Below are 22,314 nucleotides of genomic sequence, written 5' to 3' on the forward strand. Positions count from 1 at the left end.
GATGCCGTTACGGACTCTGGAAACCTGGCCCCACGGCGCACTGATGCTGGACGCGCAACACACGCGTTTTGCCTTGTGGGCGCCAGACGCGTTTTATGTCAGCGTTGAATTGCAGGACGGGAAATCCATCGCCATGTTGCCCCAGGCAAATGGCTGGTTCGAAGTAGAAGTGGCCTGCCCTGCCGGAACGCTTTACCGCTTCAATATCGACGGCGAACGGGATGTTCCCGACCCCGCCTCCAGGGCCCAGGCGCTGGATGTGCACGGTTGGAGCCGCGTCGTCGACCCGCTCGCGTATGAGTGGCGGCACAGCCACTGGCAAGGCCGCCCCTGGCACGAAGCGGTTATCTACGAACTGCACGTCGGCGCTATGGGCGGTTACGCCGAAGTCGAGAAGCAGCTGCCGCGCCTGGCCGAGCTGGGTGTGACCGCCATCGAACTGATGCCCCTGGCGCAATTCCCCGGTGAGCGCAACTGGGGCTACGACGGGGTACTGCCTTACGCACCTCACTCTACCTATGGCACCCCCGAACAACTCAAGCACTTGATCGACAGTGCCCACGGGCATGGCCTGGCGGTGATCCTCGACGTGGTCTACAACCACTTCGGCCCGGATGGCAATTACCTGGGCCAGTACGCCAAGGGCTTCTTCCAGGAAGACGTGCACACCCCATGGGGCGCGGGGATTGATTTCGAGCGTCGTGAAGTGCGGGATTTCTTCCTCGATAACGCCTTGATGTGGCTGCTTGAATACCGCTTCGATGGCCTGCGCCTGGACGCGGTGCACGCCATCGACAACCCCGAGTTCCTGCGGGAGCTGGCGCAGCGAGTGCGTCAGCAGGTCGACACCGGCCGCCACGTGTGGCTGATGCTGGAAAACGAGCTGAACCAGGCCAGCCTGCTCGAACAGGATTTCGACGCGCAATGGAACGATGACTTCCATAACGTGCTGCACGTACTGCTCACCGGCGAAACCGATGCCTACTACAGCGATTTCGCCGAGCAGCCTACCGTCAAACTGGCACGCTGCCTGGGTGAAGGCTTTATCTACCAGGGCGAGCCCACCCGCCACGGCCATACACGCGGCGAACCCAGTGCGGAGCTGCCGCCGACCGCTTTCGTGGCGTTCCTGCAGAACCACGACCAGATTGGCAACCGCGCCCTGGGCGAACGCCTGCATCAACTGTGCTCGCCCCAGGCGTTGAAGGCGGCGACCGCGCTGTTGCTGCTGTCGCCGATGATCCCGCTGATGTTCATGGGCGATGAAGTCAATGCCGCGCAGCCGTTCCTGTTTTTCACCGACCATCACGGTGAACTGGCGCAGGCCGTGCGTGAGGGCCGACGTAACGAGTTCGCCGATTTCGCCGCGTTTCATGACCCCGAGCAGCGCGAACGCATCCCCGATCCCAACGCAGTGACGACCTTCCTGCAATCGAAGCCGTCCCTGGTCGAAAACGAGCAGGCCCAGCTCTATCGCCACTTGCTGGGCCTGCGCCATCAATATGTGGTGCCCCATCTACCCGGCAGCGTGGCCTTGGGTGCGCAGGTGCTGGCGGACAGCGCCGTGACTGCGCGCTGGCGCCTTGGCGATGGCAGCGTGTTGCAAATCGACCTGAACCTGAGCGCCGAGCCTATCGACCAGCCCGCCTCGCCACATGTGATCTTTCAAACGCCTGCCGAGCCCGTGGCGCACCTGCCGCCCCTCAGCGCACGCGTGTCCTTATTCCCCGTCGGAGAAGAGTTTTGAGCGAAGCGAACCTGGAACTACTCGCCAGCCGCGCGGGCCTGGCCGTCGATTGGATCGATGCCAACGGTCGCCCGCAACATGTGCAGCCCGACGCCCTGCGCGCCGTGCTCAAAGGGCTGGGGCACCCGGCCGATACCGAGGTCGAGATCGACGCCAGCCTGCGAGAACTGGAGCAGGCCCAGCAGGACAAGCATCTGCCGCCACTGCTGACCATCGACAGCGGTGAAGGCCTGGACCTGGCGCGTTTCTTTGCACCCGACACGCCGTGCCGCGTCCATCTGGAAAACGGTGAAACCCTGGAGCTGCGTCTGGACGGGGATGCCGTGCTGCCTGGCGTCATCGCCGTGGGCTACCATCAGGCGCATATTGATGGCCAGACGTTTACCCTCGCAGTTGCACCCGCCCAATGCTATAGCGTGGCCGAAGCGGTCGACACCAACCCCGCCCGCGCCTGGGGCCTGAGCGCCCAGCTCTACTCGTTGCGCCGCTTGGGCGACGGCGGTTTCGGCGACACCCTGGCCCTGGAGCACCTGGCCCGCTCGGCCGCCGAGCGCGGGGCCGACGCCCTGGCGATCAGCCCGATGCATGCCATGTTCAGCGCCGACGCCGAGCGCTACAGCCCTTATTCGCCTTCCAGCCGGTTGTTTCTCAACAGCCTGTATGCCTCGCCGGCCTGCATTTTGGGCGAGCGTGAAGTGCGCAATGCCATCGAAACCGCAGGCCTGGCCGAGGAGCTGCATGAGCTGGAACAGCTCACGCTGATCGACTGGCCCGCCGCCGCCAAGGCCAAGCAACGTCTGCTGCGCACTCTGTATGAAGATTTCCGCCACGGCCACCATCCGCAACACGCTGATTTCCAGAGCTTTCGCCAAAATGGCGGCGAGGCCCTGGAAAACCACTGCCGGTTCGAAGCCGTGCAAGCGTTGCGCGCCGCCGCCGGCGAAGAACTCGATTGGCGCCAGTGGCCGCAAGACTGGCGTACACCGCAGAGCCCGGCGCTGGTGCAGTTCGCCGAGGAGCACCGCGATGAGATTGGCTATTTCGCTTTCACCCAATGGCTGATCGCGCGCAGCCTGCAACGTGCGCAACAGGCAGCGCGTGGCAGCGGCATGGGCATCGGCCTGATCGCCGACCTGGCGGTGGGCGCCGACGGCGCTGGCAGCCAGGCGTGGAGTCGCCAGGATGAATTGCTCGCCGACCTGACCGTCGGCGCGCCACCGGACATTCTCAACCGTGCAGGCCAGGGTTGGGGCATTTCCGCGTTTTCCCCCGAGGGACTCCAACGCAACGGTTTCCGCGCGTTCATTGAAATGCTGCGGGCCAATTTCGCCCATGCAGGCGGCCTGCGCATCGACCATGTGATGGGCCTGCAACGCCTGTGGGTCATCCCGAACGGCGCATCGCCGCGCGAAGGCGCCTACCTGTATTACCCGGTGGACGACATGCTGCGCCTGTTGGCCCTGGAATCTCATCGTCACCAGGCCATTGTGCTCGGTGAAGACTTGGGCACCGTGCCCGACGGCCTGCGCGAAAAACTCAGCAGCCGGGCGATCCTCGGCATGCGCGTGTTGTTGTTCGAGCAAAACCATGAGGGCCAGTTCAGGCCTATCCTCGACTGGCCCGACAACGCCCTGGCCACCACCAGCACCCACGACTTGCCGACCCTCAACGGCTGGTGGCACAGCCGCGACATCGAATGGAATATCCAGCTGGGCCTGATCGACGCGCCAACCGTAGACCAGTGGAGCGAACACCGCCTGCGCGAACGTCAGGCCCTGCGCCAGGCCTTGAGCCAGGACCCGCAGAACTTCGTCGATGAAATCCGCAACGACACCGACCATATGATCGATGCCAGCGTGCGCTACCTCGGCCACACCCGTGCGCCGCTGGTCTTGCTGCCGCTGGAGGATGCGCTGGGCATGGAGGAACAACCCAACCTGCCCGGCACCACCGACACCCACCCCAATTGGCGCCGCCGCCTGCCAGGCGAAGCGTCCAGCCTGCTCGACAATGCCGGCGCCGCGCGCCGCCTCGAGCTGCTGGCCGTAGCGCGCAACCAAGCTTATGAGCGTGACCGATGAAAGCACTGCCCTTGCGCGCTACCCAGCGCCTGCAATTTCATAAAGGCTTCACCCTGGATGACGCGGTGCCATTGGTGCCGTATTTCGCCCGACTGGGCATCAGCCACCTGTATGCCTCGCCCCTGCTCAAAGCCCGTGCCGGTTCGATGCACGGCTACGACGTGGTCGACCCTACCCGCGTCAACCCGGAACTGGGCGGCGAGGCGGCGTTGCAGCGGCTGGTGGCCGCGTTGCGCGAACACGATATGGGCCTGATCCTCGACATCGTCTCCAACCACATGGCCGTCGGCGGCGCCGATAACCCCTGGTGGCTGGACCTGCTGGAATGGGGGCGCTTGAGCCCCTACAGCGAATTCTTCGATATTCAATGGCACTCCCCGGACCCGCTGCTCAAGGGCCAGTTGCTGATGCCGTTCCTTGGCAGCGATTACGGCGAAGCGTTGCAGAGCGGCAGCCTGGTGCTGAAGTTTGACGCGGCGCAGGGCGCGTTCTACGTCGAGCACTACGAACACCGTTTCCCGATCTGCCCGCGGGACTACGCCTTGGTGCTTGGCGGCGACGAGGGGCTCAAGCCCTTGGCCGATCGCTTCGCCACCCTGGCTTATCAGGATGACGCCTACGCCGAAGCCGCCCAGCTCAAACAGGCCTTGGCCGAGCGCGCCAGCGAACTGCTTCCCGCCATCGAACAGCGCCTCGCCGCGTTCGACGGGCGTACACCGGAAGGCTTTGCGCGCCTGCATCAACTGCTGGAACAACAAAGCTACCGCCTGGCCAGTTGGCGCACGGCGGCGGACGACATCAACTGGCGCCGTTTCTTCGATGTGAACGAGCTGGGCGGCCTGCGCGTGGAGCGCACGGCGGTGTTCGAGGCCACCCACGGCAAGATTTTCGAGTTGATCAGCGCAGGCTTGATCGATGGCCTGCGCATCGACCACATCGACGGGCTGGCCGACCCGCGCGGTTACTGCCGCAAGCTGCGGCGCCGGGTGGATGCGCTGTCACCGCAGCGGCATTTGCCGATCTTCGTGGAGAAGATCCTCGGTGAAGGCGAGACCCTGCGCGAAGACTGGCAAGTGGACGGCACCACCGGCTACGAATTCATGAACCAACTGTCGTTGCTGCAACACCATCCGGATGGTTTCGCGCCGCTGGCCGAATTGTGGTCACGCCACAGCGAACGGCCTTCGGCATTTATCGAAGAAGCCCGGCTGGCGCGCCAGCAGATTCTCAATGGCTCGTTGGGCGGCGATTTCGAAAGCGTGGCCCAGGCGCTGTTGCAGGTGGCGCGTGACGACGTAATGACCCGCGACCTGACCCTGGGCGCGATCCGTCGCGCCTTGCAGGAACTGATCGTGCACTTCCCGGTGTACCGCACCTATATCAGCGCACGCGGGCGCAGCGCGGCTGACGACAAGGTATTCCAGCAGGCCATGGACGGCGCGCGCAGCACCCTGAGCGAAGGTGACTGGCCGGTGCTCGATCATTTGGAAAAATGGCTGGGTGGGCAACCCTGGCGCAATCGCCCGCTGGGCCGCGAGCGCAAGATGCTCAAGCATGCCTGCGTGCGCTTCCAGCAACTGACCTCGCCCGCCGCCGCCAAGGCTGTGGAAGACACGGCGTTCTACCGTTCGGCGGTGCTGTTGTCACGTAACGATGTGGGCTTCAGCACCGAGCAGTTCAGCGCGCCGTTGGCCGATTTTCACGCGGTCAACCAGCAGCGGCTGCAGTGCTTCCCGCACAACCTGCTGGCCACCGCCACCCACGACCATAAACGCGGCGAAGATACCCGCGCCCGTCTGGCGGTGCTGAGCGAGTGCGCTTCCTGGTATGCCGAGCAGGTCGAACACTGGCGCAGCCTGGCCGCGACGCTGCGCGACAGCGCCGACAGCCCCTCGGCAGGCGATGAACTGATCCTGTATCAGGTGCTGCTCGGCAGTTGGCCGCTGGAGCCGAACCCCGACCTTGAGGCCTATCAGCAACGCCTGTGGCAATGGCAACAGAAGGCCCTGCGCGAAGCCAAGCTGCAGAGCAGTTGGAGCGCGCCCAACGAGGCCTACGAACAGGGCGTCGAGGCTTTCCTCAAGCGCGTTTTGCTCAGTGAAGCCGGCGCCCCGCTGCGCAGCGCCCTTACCGCTGCGGCCGAGGCGATTGCACCCGCTGGTGCCTTGAACGGGCTGGCGCAGTCTTTGCTTCACCTGAGCGTGCCGGGCGTGCCGGACGTCTATCAAGGCGATGAGTTCTGGGACTTCAGCCTGGTAGACCCGGACAACCGCCGCCCGGTGGACTTCCAGGCGCGGCAACGCGCGTTGGAGGCGCCAGTGGACACCGCTGAACTGTTGGCCAACTGGCGCGACGGGCGTATCAAACAGGCGTTGATCGCGAAGGTACTGACCTTGCGCAAGGCTAACCTCGAGCTGTTCAGCGACGGTGCCTACACCGCCCTGGAGGTGGTAGGGCAACAGGCCGAGCACGTCGTCGCGTTCTGCCGCGAACACCAAGGCAACCAAGTGCTGGTAGTGGTGCCACGCTGGTCCCGTTGCCTGCTCGAAAATGCACTGCAGCCGTTGATTCCTGCGCAGGTTTGGGGCGATACGCGGGTGAAATTACCGTTCGCCGCCGCAACGCAAAACTGGAAGGGACTTTTTCAGACGAGCGTAGTCACACCAGACAAGGAGCTGTTGATCAGCGCTGCACTGGGGGATTTCCCGGTCAATGTCTTTATCAATTCCGATAGTCAAGAAAGCTGAACATTTTCTCTGAGGAGTGTGTGATGAGTAATGAAGACAAACGCATCCGCGAACTAGCGCATCAGATCTGGGAGTCCGAAGGCAAGCCTCACGGTGAAGATGCCCGTCACTGGGAGATGGCGCGCAAGCTGGCCGAAGCCGAGGCGCTGACGCCAAGCAAGCCAAAACCTGCCGCCAAACCGAAGACGGCCCCAAAGGCAGCGCCCAAAGCCAAGCCGGCTGAGCCTGCCGCTGCCAAACCGGCGCCAAAGAAGCCCGCCGCGCCGAAAAAGCCCAAACCTCCCGCTCATTGATCGCCGCGCCCCCTGACTGCCGTGCTGTCGGGGGAGCTTTTATCTCTTTACGTCATACGCTGAATAACTGTCAGTACGGCCGCGTTCGGCCCGAAAAAAAGAATCCCTGCAGGAGCAACACCATGAGCAAGCCCGAAAAAGCCTCAACGACGCCGGACCACGAGCCGTCGCGGATTCGTGAAGGTTTGCCCTTCCCTCTTGGCGCCACTTGGGATGGCCTGGGCGTCAACTTCGCGCTATTTTCGGCCAACGCCACCAAGGTCGAACTGTGCCTGTTCGATGATGCTGGCGAGGTGGAACTGGAGCGCATCGAACTGCCCGAATACACCGACGAGATCTTCCACGGCTACCTGCCCGACGCCCACCCCGGGCTGATCTACGGCTACCGTGTGTATGGTCCTTACGACCCGGCCAACGGCCATCGTTTCAACCACAACAAATTGCTGATCGACCCCTACGCCAAGCAACTGGTGGGCGAACTCAAATGGTCCGAAGCCCTGTTCGGCTACACCATCGGCCACCCCGACGACGACCTCAGCTTCGACGAGCGCGACAGTGCGCCCTTCGTGCCCAAATGCAAGGTCATCGACCCGGCGCACACCTGGGGCAATGACCAGCCGGTGCGCGTGCCGTGGGACCGCACCATTATTTACGAGACCCACCTGCGCGGCATCAGCATGCGCCACCCTTCGGTCGGCGAATCCGTGCGCGGCACCTGCGCCGGGCTGATGGAAGATGACGTGCTCAAGCACATCCGCCAGTTGGGGGTTTCTTCGGTCGAGCTGTTACCGGTCCACGCCTTCGTCAACGACCAGCATTTGCTGGAAAAAGGCATGACCAACTACTGGGGCTACAACAGCATCGCGTTTTTTGCGCCCGACCCGCGCTACCTGGCCAGCGGCAAGATCGCCGAGTTCAAGGAAATGGTCGCGCACCTGCATGAGCAGAAGCTCGAAGTGATCCTCGATGTGGTCTACAACCACACTGCCGAAGGCAACGAGCGCGGCCCTACCCTGTCGATGCGCGGCATCGACAATGCCTCGTACTACCGGCTGATGCCCGATGACAAGCGCTTCTACATCAATGATTCCGGCACCGGTAACACCCTGGACCTGAGTCACCCCTGCGTGCTGCAGATGGTTACCGATTCCTTGCGTTACTGGGCCACCGAGATGCACGTCGACGGCTTCCGCTTCGACCTTGCGACGATTCTGGGGCGCTACCGCGACGGCTTCGACGAACGTCACAGCTTCCTCGTGGCGTGCCGCCAGGACCCGATCCTGCGCCAGCTCAAATTGATCGCCGAACCCTGGGACTGCGGGCCAGGCGGTTATCAGGTGGGCAATTTCCCACCTGGCTGGGCAGAGTGGAACGACCGTTTCCGCGATACCGTGCGTGCATTCTGGAAAGGCGACGACGGCCAGCTGGCGGACTTCGCCGGGCGCATGACGGCATCGGGCGAGATGTTCAACCACCGTGGGCGCCGACCTTACAGCTCGGTGAACTTCATCACCGCCCACGATGGTTTTACCCTGCACGACCTGGTGTCGTACAACGACAAGCACAACGAAGCCAACGACGAAAACAACCAGGACGGCAGCAACAACAACCTGTCGTGGAACCATGGCGTCGAAGGCCCTACCGACGATCCGGAAATCAACGAGCTGCGCCTGCGCCAGATGCGCAACTTCTTCGCCACCCTGCTGCTGGCCCAAGGCACGCCGATGATCGTGGCTGGCGATGAATTCGCCCGCACCCAGCACGGCAACAACAATGCCTACTGCCAGGACAGCGAAATCGGTTGGGTCAACTGGGACCTGGACGACGACGGAAAGGCGCTGCTCAAGTTCGTCAAACGCCTGATCAAGTTGCGCCTGGCGTACCCGATCCTGCGTCGCGGGCGCTTCCTGGTCGGCGACTACAACGAAGACATCGGCGTCAAAGACGTCACCTGGCTGGCGCCGGATGGCAATGAAATGACCACTGAGCAGTGGGAAGACAGCAACGGTCGTTGCCTGGGCATGCTGATGGATGGCCGCGCCCAGGAGACTGGGATTCGGCGTGCTGGCGCCGATGCCACTCTGTTGCTGGTGGTGAATGCCCATCACGATATGGTCAATTTCCGCCTGCCACCGGTACCCCAGGGCGAGTTCTGGAATTGCCTGCTCGATACCAACGACCCTGCGGTGCGTGGCCAGGAGCGCTTTGACTTCGAGCACGAGTACGCTGCCACCGGCCGCTCGCTGCTACTGTTTGAGCTGCAACACGACGACGAGGTGTGAGATGGCGTTGCACGGATTCCTTTCCGGCTACCGGGGCTATGCGGACACGCAAGCCCTGGGTAAGGCCTTGAAGGACCTTCAGGAAGAAGGCCTGGACCAACTGCCGTTGCCCGGCAGCGGCCAGACGCTTTCGCGCTATAGCGGGCTGGCGCAAGTCGCCGGCCATGACCTGCGCCTGTGCAAGCTGTTCGAAGGCCACACCGATGCGCTGGCGATCATTGCTGAACTCGACAGCCCGCTGCCGCCCTTGGGCAGCATCTGGGGAATGTGGGCCGCCGAGCCGCCGAGCGCCAAGGTGCGCGTGCGGCGCGACGGCCAGCGCTTGATCGTCGACGGGCGTAAAGCCTGGTGTTCAGGCGCGTCCGTGGTTTCGCACGGGTTGTTGACCGCGTGGGACGAGGAAGATCGTCAGCAACTGGTGGCCGTGGAAATGGACCAGCCGGGCGTCAGGGTAACGGATGAAGGTTGGGATGCGGTGGGCATGGCCGCCACCGGCAGCGTCGAGATCGTCTTCAGCGAGGCCCGGGGCCTCGCAGTCGGCGGGCCCGGCGACTATCTGGCGCGCCCGGGCTTCTGGCACGGCGGCATCGGCATTGCGGCGTGCTGGTATGGCGCGGCGCAGCGCCTGGCCGAAGTGCTGCGCGAGCAGTGCAGCAAGCACCCTGAGCCGCATGCCCTGGCCCACCTCGGCGCGGTGGACAGTGCATTGAACAGCGCAGCCTGCGTGCTGCGCGCCAGTGCCGAGCAGATCGACCGGGCGCCGACCGCCGATGCCCGGTTGCTGGCCCAGCAAGTTCGCGCGTGCGTCGAGGAAACCGTCGAGCAGGTGATCCAGCATGTCGGCCGTGGCGTAGGCGCGGGGCCTTACTGCAAGGACCCGCACTTCGCCCAATTAATGGCGGACTTGCCGGTGTACGTGCGCCAAAGCCACGCCGAACGCGACTTGGCCGCCCTGGGCATGCAGGTCGCCGGCGAACCTTCAGGGAGGTGGCAGTTATGAAACCCAACCCGATTGTCGGCCAAGGCACCTCCCTACATTACTGGCAAACCTCGTCGCGCCTGGCTGAACTGCCGCACATCAGCGTTGAGCAACTGGTACCCGAGGGGCATCGTGCGGTCATCATCGCCCCGCACCCGGACGATGAAGTGCTTGGCTGCGGCGGTTTGCTGCAAGGCCTGGCCGACCTGGGCCGGCCCATTCAGTTGATCTCGGTCACCGACGGCAGCGCCAGCCATCCAGGCTCGCAACGCTGGCCGGTGCGACGCCTGAGCGTGGTGCGCCCCCAGGAGTCGGCCCAGGCCCTGCATCGCCTGGGCTTGCCGATGCACAGTCTGAAGTGGCTGCGCGCCGGGTTCACCGACAGCAAAGTTGCCGAGCGCGAGGAAGAACTGGCCGTGTTTATCCAGCGCTACCTCAAACCCGGCGACGTGGTGTTCGCCACCTGGCGCGAAGACGGCCATTGCGACCATGAGGCTGTCGGCCGCGCCAGTGCGAAAGCCGCCCAGGCCGTGGGCGCCACCTTGTACGAACTGCCCGTGTGGACCTGGCACTGGGCGACCGCCGAAGACGGCATGGTGCCGTGGGACCGTGCGCGCAAGATCCCTTTGACGCCCGAGCGGGTGGCGCGCAAACGCCATGCCGTCCACGCCTTCGCCAGTCAGCTGGAGGGCGACCCCCAGATCGGCCTGCCACCCGTGCTGGCGCCCTATGTGGTGGAGCGCTTGTTGCAACCTTTTGAAGTGGTGTTCGTTTGAGTGTGACAACCCCCTATTTCGACCAGATGTTCGCTGGCAACGACGAGCCCTGGGCATTTCGCCAACGTTGGTACGAACGGCGCAAGCGCGCCATGACCCTGGCCGTACTGACCCGCGCACGCTACACCTCGATATTCGAACCCGGCTGTGCGAACGGCGAGTTGAGCGCCGAGCTGGCGGCGCGCTGTGATCGCTTGCTGTGCTGTGACACGGCGAGCGCTGCGGTGACGCTGGCCAAGAAGCGGCTCGCGGGGTTTTCCAACGTACAGGTGGAGCAATGCCGGTTGCCCGAACAGTGGCCATCGGGGCAATTCGAGCTGATCGTGTTAAGTGAGCTGTGTTACTACCTTGACGCCGCTGATCTCGAGCGCCTGATTGACCGCTGCCTCGACACCTTGACGGATGGCGGCCAACTGCTGGCGTGCCATTGGCGTCCGCCCATTGAAGGCTGCCCGCAAACTGCTGAACAGGTCCACGCCTTGCTCCAGCAGCGGCTGGGCCTGCATTCGGTAGTGCGCCACCATGAAGAAGATTTCCTGCTCGACCTGTGGGGCCGCGACGGCGCCTCGGTCGCCAGCCTTGAAGGCCTGCGATGATCGGCATTCTGATTCCAGTGCACAACGAAGAAGCGTTGCTGGGCGAGTGCCTGAGGGCTGCACAAGTAGCCGCCCGTCATTCGGATCTGCACGGCGAAGCGGTACAGATCCTGGTGGTGCTCGATAGCTGCAGCGACGGCAGTGAAGCCATTGCCCGCGCGCACGGGGTGCACAGCCTGGCGGTGCAGGCACGGAATGTCGGGCATGCCCGTGGGGTTGGCGCGCAACACCTGCTGAGCCTGGGCGCACGCTGGATCGCCTGCACCGACGCCGACAGCTTCGTTGCTCCGGACTGGCTGGTGGCGCAACTGGCGCTGGGCTGCGGCGCCGTGTGCGGCACCGTGACCGTGGACGCCTGGAGTGCAGACTTCGACGCGGCGGCGCAGATTCGCTATCACCAGGCTTACCAGGCCCGCGACGGGCATCGGCATATCCACGGCGCCAACCTGGGGGTAAGCGCCAGCGCCTATCTGCAGGCAGGTGGTTTTGAACCCCTGGCGTGCCATGAAGATGTGCAGTTGGTGCGCAACCTGGAACGTTGCGGTGCGTCCATCGCCTGGAGCCACAGCCCGCAGGTGATCACCAGCGCACGCCTGGAGTGTCGCGCCCAGGGTGGTTTCGGTGACTATTTGAAGAGCCTGATGCAGGTTTCTTAAAAAGAACCACATTTCTTGTCTATGCTTATAACCTATCGCACAGCGCTCCAGGATCGGAGCGCCGCGCACTCACCGCAGCGGAGCCTGGGGTGAACACACACGCTTGAACCGACAAGGATGTGACACCCCATGAAAACCGCCTCGTTAAGCGAGGGCCGTCGCGGCCCCGCGCAAATCTGGAACAGCGCGCCGCAGTTGGCGCATATTCCCGCTATCTCGCTGACCAGCCTGGTACCGCCCGGCGCCCGGGTGGTGGTGATTGCCCCCCATCCCGGCGATGAAGTGCTCGCCTGCGGAGGCCTGCTGCAGCTGCTCAGCACCCGCGCGCACCCGTTGAAATTAATTTCCATCACCGATGGCAGCGCCAGCCACCCTGGCTCCCAGGTCTGGTCGGCCAACCGCCTGAGCGCGGTGCGCCCCCAGGAAAGCGCCGAGGCCCTGCGCCGCTTGGGCGTGCCACTGCACAGCCTGAAATGGATTCGTGGCGGCTTTCGCGATAACGCCCTGGCCAGCCATGAACAGCCGATCAGCCAGTTCATCGCCCGCTACCTGCAGCCAGGTGATGTGGTGTTCACCACCTGGCGCCATGATGGCAACGATGACCACGAAGCCGTCGGCCGTGCCAGCGCCAACGCGTGCACGCTGGTGGGCGCGCAACTCTATGAATTGCCGATGTGGGCCTGGCACTGGCCGGCACGCGAAGGCTCGGTGATCCCTTGGCAACGCGCGCGCAAGTTGTGCCTCGACACTTGGAGCGTGGCGCACAAGCTGCACGCCGTGCACGCCTACGCCAGCCAGCTGATGGGCGACCCCGCCATCGGCCTGGCGCCGATGCTTGCCCAGGTGTTGCTGGAGCGCATGCGCGAGCCCTACGAAATAGTGCTCACCTAGGCAAAGGTGGCAAACCGCCGGTGCCCGGCGTATGAAAATTTCGTTAACTGATTCATCTCGTAGGCTTTTTCCCACAAGCTCAATCTGCCACACTGATGCGAATAATTATCAACAGATTTATTATTCGCTAAGGATGGCGTTCCGGGAGAGCTACATTCATGTCTGTGCGACACCATGGCGGCAAAGGGTTTTCACCGAGTTCGATAGCAATGGCTATCTGCCTGACCACCACCCAGGCGACCTTCGCGGCCGAAGCTGACGCCCCGCCCACTACCATTGAGCTCGGCGCTACCGAGGTTTCGGGGCACCAGCTTGGCGAAACCACTGAAGGCAGCGAGTCGTACACCACCGGTTCAATGAAAACCGCAACCAAACTGCCCCTCACCCTGCGCGAAACCCCACAGGCCGTCACCGTGATTACCCGTCAACGCATGGATGACCAGGCGATGACCAGCATCAATGATGTGGTCAACGCCACGCCAGGACTGTTCCTCAACTACTCCAGCGGCCCCGGTCGGCAGGGCTACACCGCGCGTGGTTTCAACGTCGACAACCTCATGTACGACGGCATTCCCAGCGGCTATGACGGCGTTAACGTCGGTGCCCAGCCGAACCTGGCAATGTTCGATCGCGTCGAGGTGGTACGCGGTGCCACCGGCCTGGTGACCGGCGCCGGTAACCCCTCGGCGGCGATCAACCTGATCCGCAAGCGGCCCCTGGCCGAGCAGAAAGTCACCTTGACCGGCGCCGCCGGCAGTTGGGACGGCTACCGTGGCGAACTCGACGCTTCCAGCCCGCTCAATGACAGCGGCACCTGGCGTGGCCGGGTGGTCACCTCTTACCGCGACGCCAACAGTTTCATCGACAAGGCCGAGCAGGATCACGGTTTGTTCTACGCCGTGACCGAAGCCGACCTGAGCGAAGACACCCGCCTGACCCTTGGCTACTCCAACCAGAAAGACAAGACCAACTACTTCTGGGGCTCGTCGATGATCGGCCTGGATGGCCATCACCTCGACCTGTCGCGTTCGTACAATCCCGGCACCGACTGGGAGAACAAAGACCAGGAAATCAACACCGTCTTCGTCGAACTGCGCCAGCAGTTGGCCAATGATTGGGCGCTGCAGGTCAACGCCAACTACGCCGTACAAGACGCACTATTTTCCGGCTCCTACCAGTCGCGCTGGACCGACAATACCCTGGCCCGCACCGTGTACCAGTCCGCAGCTGATGAAAAGCAGGCCGGGTTCGACGCCTTTGCCAGCGGCCCGTTTCAGGCGTTCGGGCGCACCCATGAGCTGGTCGTGGGCACCAGCAAGCGCATCTACGACCTGACCACCCGCAACTACAGCCCGTACGATCTGAATTGGCCGATCAACGCCGGCAAACCGAACTTTACCCACACCAACAACCAGCGCGATGTCACCACTCAGGACGGTGTTTACGTCACCACCCGCCTGAGCCTGGCCGACCCGCTCAAGCTGATCCTCGGCGGGCGCCTGGACTGGTACGACTACGACAACCGCGATGGCGACGGCGACTATAAAGTCACCCGTAACCTCACCCGCTACGCGGGCCTGATCTACGACCTGGACGACCAGCACTCGGTGTATGCCAGCTACAGCGACATCTTCACGCCGCAACGTGAAAAAAGCACCGGCGCCACCCCGCTCAAGCCCATCGTCGGCAAAAACTATGAAGTCGGCATCAAGGGCGAATACCTGGGCGGCGCGCTGAATGCCAGCGTGGCGCTGTTCCGTGTCGACCAGGAAAACCGCGCCGTGCAGATCGTCGTGCCGGACTGCCCACAGGCCTCCTGCTACCAGGCCTCGGGCGAGATTCGCAGCCAGGGTATCGACTTCGAACTGCAGGGCGCCTTGACCGAGAACTGGCAGGTCGGCGGTGGCTACACCTATGCGCGCACCCACACCCTCAAGGACGCCGCCAACCCGCAGAAGGTCAACAAGCAGTTCGACACCGATACCCCGGAGCACCTGTTCAAGGTCACCACCCGCTACAACTTCCAGGGCCCGCTGGAAAAACTCCGCGTGGGCGGCAACGTCTCCTGGCAGAGCCGCATGTACAACGACATCCAGCTGGCGGACGGCAGCACCTATCGCCTCAAACAAGGCGGCTACGCCGTCACCGACCTGATGGCCGGCTACCGGGTCAATCAGAATCTGGACCTGCAGCTCAACGCCAACAATATCTTTGATCGTCATTACTACCAGTCCATTTCCGACGCGGTCACCTATGGCGGCGATTCCTACGGCAGCCCACGCAACATGATGCTGACGGCCAAGTACAGCTTCTGATCGTCATCCGCGGCTGCCCGCTCGGGCGGCCGTGCTTAAGTCCCCTCTCGGCTTGCCGATAACCGTCTGTCGGGTTTTGTCCGGCACCCATCGCCACACCTGCTTTTCCTGCGGCCAGCGTGGCACGCCGCATGCTTGGTTCCTGGCCAAACCACATGGAGTACACGTGAATGCTCAACCGCACACGCTTTATGGAGCACTACCGCAAGGCCGACCGCATCATGCTGGCGTTGATCTGGCTGATGTTCCTGTTCTCCTTGGGCCTGGCGTTCTGGCATGACACCTTCACCCAGGCGCTGATCGTCGGGGGCGGCACCGGCGTGGTGCTGACCGCGCTCTACCGCGCCATCGGCGGCACCCGCGTGATGCGGTGTGTGCTGGGTGCCGGCCTGATGGTGATGGCGGCCTTGCACATCAATCAGGCGCAGGGGGTGATCGAGGCGCACTTCGGTATTTTCGCGCTGCTGGCGGTGCTGACGTTCTACCGTGACTGGCTGCCGATCCTGGTGGCGGCGCTGACCATCGCCGTGCATCACCTGGTATTCCATGCCCTGCAACATCAGGGCCTGCCCGTGTTTGTGATGGCGCATCACGGCGGCTGGACGATGATTTTCGTGCACGCGTTCTACGTGGTGATGGAAACGGTCGCCCTGCTCTACCTCGCCGTGCACAGCCACGCCGAGGCGGTCGAAAGCCAGGAAATGCTCGAAAAAATGCTCGCTGTCACCTCGCAATTCGAAGCCGAAACCGCCAAGGGTGAAGACAAGGTGCGTGTGTCCCTCGCCAAGCGCTTCGACCACTTCCTGCAGCAACTCACCCACCTGATCGACGGCGTCGCACGCGACTCCCATGGCCTCGGCCAACTCGGCCAGGAACTGGCCACGGCCAGCGGCACCCTGGAAACGGGCGCGCGGCATCAACTGGCACAGATCAATGAGATGACCGGCTCGATGCAGCGCATGGAAGACTCCATGGGCCACATCACCCTGCACGTCGAACAAGCCGTGGAACACGCCGGCCAAGCCAGCCGGCAGATCGTGCGCGGCCAGGAAAGCGTTGGCCGCGCCCAGCATGAAATCACCCAACTGGCCTCGCGCATCAATGGCACGCAATCCACCGTACAGTCGTTGGCGGTGCAGGCCGAGCAAATCGGTTCGGTGCTGGAGGTGATCAGCAGCATCGCCAACCAGACCAACCTGCTCGCCCTCAATGCCGCCATCGAAGCCGCCCGCGCCGGCGAGCAAGGCCGTGGCTTTGCAGTGGTCGCCGACGAGGTGCGCAGTTTGGCCCAACGCACCGCCCTCTCCACCCAGGAAATCAAGACCATCATCGAAGGCCTGCAGCAAGGCAGCCGCCAGGCCGTCGAGGCCATGCACGACAGTCGCCAGGGTGTGGAGCGGTGCGTGGAAGACAGCCAGGTGGCAGTCGACATGCTGCGCGCCGTGGGCGAAGACATCGCGCATATCGACCAACTCAACGGCCGCATCGTCACCACCACCCGCGAGCAGACCTCGGCGAACCTGGAAATTGTCGAGCGCCTCCAGTCGGTGCAGCACATCGCGCAAAACACCGCCGACGACGTGGAAACCCTGGCCCGCAGCAGCGAACGCCTGCCACCAATTGCCGTGCGCCTGGATGCGCTGGGGCGCAGGTTTCACCCCTGATTCACGCCATCGGCTCAGCAGCCGAAGCTTCTCTAACTGCAGCCCCGCGCTCCAAATGTGGGAGGGGGCTTGCTCTAATGCCCGCCAGTTAAGGCGACACCGAACCTGTGGCGAGGGAGCTTGCTCCCGCTGGACTGCGCAGCAGTCCCATTGTTTGGGGCCGCTTCGCGCCCCAGCGGGAGCAAGCTCCCTCGCCACAAGTTAGTTCTCGCTCCTGCTACTTCTTAACTGACCGGCATTAGGGCAAGCCCCCGATGGCGGCCTGAAACTAGCGAACAACTGTACCTGCGCAACTGCAAGTCATCGCCTCCCGCTCGCGCACTACGAAACTCCTGAACCTTCCGCCGGTCGATGCTTTCAAGAGGCCGACAGTGCCTCGGGTGCTTTGTGTGTGTAGTGAATGCCTGCGGAGACGGCCATGAAAGAAGCCATTAGCGATTTGCCCGGCCCTATAAAACGACAGGCTGACCGAATTTTGCGTGAGATCGAACTGGCAGGGTCGATGATCCTGGCCGTCAAAAGCGGTGCCAAAGCCCAGGGGTTCGTGCTGGGCATTACCTGCTGTGAAGGGCTGACTTCGGAGCGCTGCGAGCAGTTGGCAAGCCATTTCGACAGCGTGGTGGAACAGAGGCTGAGGGCCCTGACATTGGGCCTGTAAGGTCAGGCGCATGACCGCTGTGCGCGCGTAGATTGGATCCACGGCAGCCCCGGCACCGGCCGCCCTTTAAAAGCGGCGAACAACCTCCTACACTGCCGGGAATTTCCCTTCATCTGCGCAGCCTCGCTCTTCTGCCCGACTCGCATCAGGATTTACAGACATGCGCCTGCCCGATTTCATCCTGGAAAACCTCGAGCCGATCCTGCAGGCCTGGGAAGATTTCGCCAGAACCATCGAGACACCGGGCGAGGAGCTCGACAGTGTCGGGCTGCGCGACCATGCCGAGCAGATGTTGCGGGCCATCGTCAGCGACCTGCGAACCAAGCAGACCCGCCAGGAACAAATAGCCAAGGCTCAGGGCCAGGCGCCGACGGACGATCAGGAAACCGCGGCGGAAACCCATGCCATGACGCGGCTGATGGCGGGTTTCACCATCGACCAGATGGTCTCGGAATACCGCGCCTTGCGCACCAGCGTGGTCAGCCAGTGGATGCGCCAGATCAAGGACGGCACCCCGATCAATGTCGACGACATGACCCGCTTCCACGAAGCCATTGATCAGGCCCTGGCCGAGTCCGTCGCCAGCTACTCCCGCGCGGTCGAGGCGTCACGCAATATGTTCCTGGGCATCCTTGGCCACGACTTGCGCACCCCACTCGGCGCGATCCTGCTGGGGTCCGACGTGCTACGCCGTTCACAGGACGCCGGCGCCCGCGCGACCAAAATCGCCAACCAGATCTACACCAGCGTACGCCGCGCGAGCCAGATCGTCGGCGACCTGCTCGACCTGACCCGCTGCCAGATGGGGCCGGGCATCCCGGTCAAAACCGCCGATATCGACCTTTCACCGCTGTGCCAACGCGTCATAGAAGAAATCCGCACCTTTCATCCTGAAGCTATCGTGATGTTCGACGCCAAAACCTCGGTTGCCGGGCAATTCGACGGCCCGCGCATGGAGCAGGTCTTCTCGAACATCGTCAGCAACGCGGTGCAGCATGGGGACACCACCCGGCCGATCCAAGTCGAGCTGGGCATACGCGAGGGCTTCGCGGTCTTCACCGTGCACAACAGCGGTGAAGCGATCCCCGAGGACGTCCTCCCGTTCATCTTCAACCCCATGGGACGCTTCTCCCAGCGTACCGCGATCAATCACGGCCCCACGGAGGGGTTGGGTTTGGGCCTGTTCATTGCCTCGGAAATCGTGGCGTCTCATGGTGGGGCGATTGAGGTAAGTTCTGATACGGAACAGGGGACGGTGTTTAGCGTGCGAGTGCCGATTGATAAGCCAGAGAACAGCGTTGCTTGAAACGAGCCGCGCCCGATTCACGAGAGAGATAACCACTATGGAATACGACGAAAAGCTGATAGAGGAAGCCGTGCTGGCCCTGCTGACAGTCTTCAGCACCGATGACGGAAACTCATGGAAGGGGCACGATTTTCAGGTCATGAACCGATTACATGAACAGGGTTTTATCGATAACCCGGTAAACAAGAACAAATCGGTCTGGTTGACGACACAAGGGCTGGAGCGCGGTCGGGAGCTGGCTGATCGGCTGTTTGGGACGAGGGCTTAGGTCAAGGACAACCTGTACCTGACCTCCACCAAGGCGGCGCCACCTCTTTCAAGATTGCGCTCACTCCCCGTGTCCTCGACACACCCTGCCCTGCGATAAAATCGGATAGCCCTTTCATTACGGGCCAGGACCCAAAGCGTTAAACGCTCGTATCCTTGCTCCAGCAAGTCCTGCAGACCCGCGTGCCACAAGGCGAGCCCAACGCCAGTTTGCCAGTACCTGGCTAACACATAGAGGGCCATGACCTCGCCTGCATCTGCCCCAGCGGCATCGTCATCACGGCTGGCGCCGACTGCTATCCAACCCACAATCTGTTGATCCAGTTCCGCGATCCATACACCGGGTTCGCCCGATGCAATCGAGCGCCGCCAATGGGATTCGCGCTGAGCCAGCGTGGCGTCCAGCGCGTTCAAGTAGTGGGCAGGCATCAGGTCGCGATATGCCTCTTGCCAACTACGGATATGCACTTGGGCAATGGCCTTTGCGTCGGTGGGTAACGCTTGGCGGATCATGGGTATTCCTTCACGCAGTGCTGACGTCGTCTCAGTATGCATGCGGGCACATGACGAAATTTGTTTCTCTATCCTCGACATAATTCGGCCGCGATTGCCGCACTGTCCCACTCCCCTTATCCTCGACGCTCCCGTCCGACCGAATCCGGAGCCGCCATGGACCTCGCCACCCTCGCCCTCTTCCTGCCCGCCTGCTTCGCCCTGAACATGGCTCCCGGCCCCAATAACCTGCTGTCGGTGAGCAACGCCACCCGCTACGGCTACCGCACTTCCTGCCTCGCCGGCCTCGGCCGCTTGCTGGCCTTCGCCGGCATGATCGCCCTCGCCTCCGCCGGGCTGGCGGTGGTGCTGCAAACTTCTGAGTTGTTGTTCTACGGGATCAAGCTGCTTGGTGCGGCGTATCTGTTTTACCTGGCCTATCAGCTGTGGCGCGCAGACCCGCGGGCAGAAGCGGAAATAGCCGCCAACAAGGTGGGCTTATGGGCCCTGGCACGGCAAGAGTTTCTGGTGGCGGCGGGCAACCCCAAAGCCATCCTGATCTTCACCGCCTTCCTGCCGCAATTCGTGGTGCCCGGCCAACCTATAACCGCGCAATTCGCTTTATTGGGCGCAATGTTCCTGGCCCTGGAATGGATCGCCATCAGCGTCTACGCCTATATGGGCCTGCATATGCGCCGCTGGTTTGCCGAGCCGAGGGGTAAGCGGATCTTCAATCGGTGCTGCGCGGGGTTGTTGTCGGCGGCCGCAACGGTGTTGTTGACGGCGCGCCGGGCGTAACTCCCGCGCCGGCCTGTGGAAGCGGTGGGGGCGCCCTTACCCCTTGGTCAAATCAACCAACGGCGTCTGCCGCACCTCAGTCTCGCGCCCGGCCTGAATTTCGCTGACCTGCTGCAAGGCCTTGTCCACAGCCGCCTTATCCGCCAACAAGCTGTAGCTGATGCGGAACTGCTTGTGTTCCTTGGGCCCAATGGTGGGTACCAGGTTCAGTGGCCGCTGATAACGGCGGTTGTAGGAGAAACTGGTCCCCGGCTCCAGCCCCGTGACATAGCCCTGCCCTTGAGTATCGGTGTTCTTCCACAGGGAAAACACCGGCAGCGTCTGCGTATTGAACCCGACCGACACGCCCAGGCTGCCAGCTTTGTTATGCAGCACGGTCAAGGTATCGCCCTTGGCATCGGCATAGGGCACCACGTTGTAGACCGTTTCGTCGTAGTCCTTGGTGGGCGCGCGGTAGGTTTGCCAGTCGGCCAATTCGCCCTTGGCCTTGTCGTTGAACGGCGACACCTGCTTCACCGGTGCGGCAAAACGCGCGCCCTGCTCCAGGAACGGAGTGCTGAAGTTACTGTGATACAGCGCCTGGTATTCCTTCGGATAGTCGCCGTTGTTGGTCAGGGTGTCGTTGAGAGCAAACACTACACTGCCGGGCTCGGTGACCAGTTCGGTCGCCACGGAAAAATCGACCTTCTTGAACGCCTGCTCTTTCAGTTCGCCGCGCAGGGTGATGGCGTACGGCGGCTTTTCATCGATGTGCAGGGTGACTTTGTTCGCAGGAATATTCGCGGCCCTGCCATGCAGCGTCAGCAATTCGCCGTTGTCGATGCCAGGGTGACCGACCCATTCATAGCCGCAACGGGTGACCAGCTCATTGAAACCTTCCAACCAGCCCAGCCCGCCGCGACCATTGAGCTCGATGAAGGAAGGATTGACCACTTCCTTGACCGGCGAATCCCACCCCATGCGCACATCGCCGACCGAAGCCTGCAACACGTTCATACCGCGAGTCGGCACCACCGAGAGCTTCATCGTGCCGTTATCGATGTCGACAATGCTCACCCCCTCCTGCCGACCGCCGTGCAGAGTGCGCAGGGTAACGCTGAAGGGTTTGTCGGTTTGCACACCGAGTTGCTGGCTGGTGACCTGCCAGTTTTGCGCGGCTTTGTCGGTGTCGAGAAGCACATAGTCCCAGGCCATGGCGTGGGAGGCGGCGGAGAGTGCGATGAGGGCGACAGCGAATTTTAGGGGGGTCATGGGGGTAGCCTTTCTTGGAGTTGTGGCAGTTTTATAGACTTGATTAAACGTTTCAGCAAGCGTAAAGGGTGGTATTAGGTGGGCAAGTGCCAAAAAGGGGTTGAAGTGAAGTTGGAAAATCGAGTCGGTGCCATCGCAGGCAGCTGCGACCAAAAAAAGCGGGGTGAGCGGTTTGAGCTTTGGCATATTCTGTTGAGAACATTGCCCTTTGGGGGAGGTGAAAACGGGGCTGCGTCGTGGTTTCGGGAGTTGCGCAGTGCTGGCGATACCGTTTATAGGACGGGTTTGATTTGATGGCTGTCATCGAGCGAATTGCGCAAGGAGGTTACCGAGGTAGAGGTTGCGTCTGCCGACGCATTAACTGATGGATGATCTCAGCGCGCTGTAATCAAAAAGCCAGCGCATGGAGACAGAGTGGGTTTCATCTCATCGACTGCAGTTGGCCAATAGGGAGCACTCAATTTTGGCCTAAGTCCGGTGAGAGGCGGGCGAGCAATCCGCCCATATTCGGAGCG

At 62.7% G+C, this 22,314-nt stretch carries 18 protein-coding genes; 16 read left to right on the top strand and 2 right to left on the bottom strand.

The features are described from left to right. The first annotated feature begins 1 nt into the window (after nt 1). The 15 genes from treZ to C4J84_RS13665 all read left to right on the top strand — a co-directional run bounded on the left by treZ (nt 2) and on the right by C4J84_RS13665 (nt 19,259). Nucleotides 2–1,747 (top strand): malto-oligosyltrehalose trehalohydrolase, encoded by a 1,746-nt coding sequence (treZ, locus tag C4J84_RS13595; protein ID WP_124435537.1) that lies wholly within the window; start codon nt 2–4, stop codon nt 1,745–1,747. Next, nucleotides 1,744–3,828 (top strand): 4-alpha-glucanotransferase, encoded by a 2,085-nt coding sequence (gene malQ / locus C4J84_RS13600; RefSeq protein ID WP_124435538.1) that lies wholly within the window; start codon nt 1,744–1,746, stop codon nt 3,826–3,828. Before treZ ends, malQ begins: the two co-directional genes overlap by 4 nt. Then, the gene (locus C4J84_RS13605; RefSeq protein ID WP_124435539.1) at nt 3,825–6,575 is read left to right on the top strand and encodes a malto-oligosyltrehalose synthase; all 2,751 of its coding nucleotides are present in this window, start codon (nt 3,825–3,827) and stop codon (nt 6,573–6,575) included. The genes malQ and C4J84_RS13605 overlap by 4 nt, the downstream gene beginning before the upstream one ends. A gap of 23 nt (nt 6,576–6,598) precedes the next feature. Then, nucleotides 6,599–6,868, top strand: coding sequence for a DUF2934 domain-containing protein (locus tag C4J84_RS13610; RefSeq protein ID WP_124435540.1), 270 nt, complete (start codon nt 6,599–6,601; stop codon nt 6,866–6,868). Between the two features lie 122 nt (nt 6,869–6,990). Further along, nucleotides 6,991–9,150 (top strand): glycogen debranching protein GlgX, encoded by a 2,160-nt coding sequence (gene glgX, locus C4J84_RS13615; protein WP_124363041.1) that lies wholly within the window; start codon nt 6,991–6,993, stop codon nt 9,148–9,150. A 1-nt stretch (nt 9,151) separates the two neighbouring features. Beyond that, nucleotides 9,152–10,150 carry an acyl-CoA dehydrogenase family protein gene (locus tag C4J84_RS13620; protein ID WP_124370858.1) on the top strand — a complete coding sequence of 333 codons (999 nt, stop codon included), beginning with the start codon at nt 9,152–9,154 and terminating at the stop codon, nt 10,148–10,150. Further along, entirely contained in the window at nt 10,147–10,905 is a 759-nt protein-coding gene (locus C4J84_RS13625; protein ID WP_124370859.1) for a PIG-L deacetylase family protein, read from the top strand. Before C4J84_RS13620 ends, C4J84_RS13625 begins: the two co-directional genes overlap by 4 nt. Further along, nucleotides 10,902–11,501: an SAM-dependent methyltransferase gene (locus C4J84_RS13630; protein WP_124370860.1), complete on the top strand. Its 600-nt coding sequence runs from the start codon at nt 10,902–10,904 to the stop codon at nt 11,499–11,501. Before C4J84_RS13625 ends, C4J84_RS13630 begins: the two co-directional genes overlap by 4 nt. After that, a complete protein-coding gene (locus C4J84_RS13635) occupies nt 11,498–12,157 on the top strand; it encodes a glycosyltransferase family 2 protein (protein ID WP_124370861.1) in 660 nt (219 codons plus the stop codon). The genes C4J84_RS13630 and C4J84_RS13635 overlap by 4 nt, the downstream gene beginning before the upstream one ends. Before the next feature lie 129 nt (nt 12,158–12,286). Next, the gene (locus C4J84_RS13640) at nt 12,287–13,048 is read left to right on the top strand and encodes a PIG-L deacetylase family protein (protein ID WP_124370862.1); all 762 of its coding nucleotides are present in this window, start codon (nt 12,287–12,289) and stop codon (nt 13,046–13,048) included. A gap of 158 nt (nt 13,049–13,206) precedes the next feature. Next, nucleotides 13,207–15,363, top strand: a complete 2,157-nt coding sequence (locus C4J84_RS13645; RefSeq protein WP_124435541.1) for a TonB-dependent siderophore receptor — start codon at nt 13,207–13,209, stop codon at nt 15,361–15,363. A 971-nt stretch (nt 15,364–16,334) separates the two neighbouring features. After that, nucleotides 16,335–17,027: a methyl-accepting chemotaxis protein gene (locus C4J84_RS26780; RefSeq protein ID WP_256660191.1), complete on the top strand. Its 693-nt coding sequence runs from the start codon at nt 16,335–16,337 to the stop codon at nt 17,025–17,027. 418 nt (nt 17,028–17,445) lie between these two features. Further along, nucleotides 17,446–17,685, top strand: a complete 240-nt coding sequence (locus tag C4J84_RS13655; RefSeq protein WP_124363049.1) for a hypothetical protein — start codon at nt 17,446–17,448, stop codon at nt 17,683–17,685. Between the two features lie 160 nt (nt 17,686–17,845). Then, nucleotides 17,846–18,991, top strand: a complete 1,146-nt coding sequence (locus C4J84_RS13660) for a sensor histidine kinase (protein WP_124370865.1) — start codon at nt 17,846–17,848, stop codon at nt 18,989–18,991. A 37-nt stretch (nt 18,992–19,028) separates the two neighbouring features. Next, entirely contained in the window at nt 19,029–19,259 is a 231-nt protein-coding gene (locus tag C4J84_RS13665) for a DUF6429 family protein (RefSeq protein WP_124370866.1), read from the top strand. On the opposite strand, the gene C4J84_RS13670 is transcribed toward C4J84_RS13665, so the two are convergent. Beyond that, nucleotides 19,256–19,771: a GNAT family N-acetyltransferase gene (locus C4J84_RS13670; RefSeq protein WP_124370867.1), complete on the bottom strand. Its 516-nt coding sequence runs from the start codon at nt 19,769–19,771 to the stop codon at nt 19,256–19,258. The two genes, C4J84_RS13665 and C4J84_RS13670, sit on opposite strands and share 4 nt — an antisense overlap. A gap of 156 nt (nt 19,772–19,927) precedes the next feature. Here C4J84_RS13670 and C4J84_RS13675 point away from each other — a divergent pair, with 156 nt between their 5' ends. Continuing rightward, nucleotides 19,928–20,548 carry a LysE family translocator gene (locus tag C4J84_RS13675; RefSeq protein ID WP_124370868.1) on the top strand — a complete coding sequence of 207 codons (621 nt, stop codon included), beginning with the start codon at nt 19,928–19,930 and terminating at the stop codon, nt 20,546–20,548. Between the two features lie 36 nt (nt 20,549–20,584). Here C4J84_RS13675 and C4J84_RS13680 read toward each other — a convergent pair whose 3' ends face one another. Continuing rightward, on the bottom strand, nt 20,585–21,799 hold the full coding sequence (locus C4J84_RS13680; RefSeq protein WP_124370869.1) for an aldose 1-epimerase family protein: 1,215 nt from the start codon (nt 21,797–21,799) through the stop codon (nt 20,585–20,587). Nucleotides 21,800–22,314: the final 515 nt, after the last annotated feature.

Origin of the sequence: Pseudomonas sp. R11-23-07, assembly GCF_003852295.1 — a bacterium.
Classification (GTDB): domain Bacteria; phylum Pseudomonadota; class Gammaproteobacteria; order Pseudomonadales; family Pseudomonadaceae; genus Aquipseudomonas.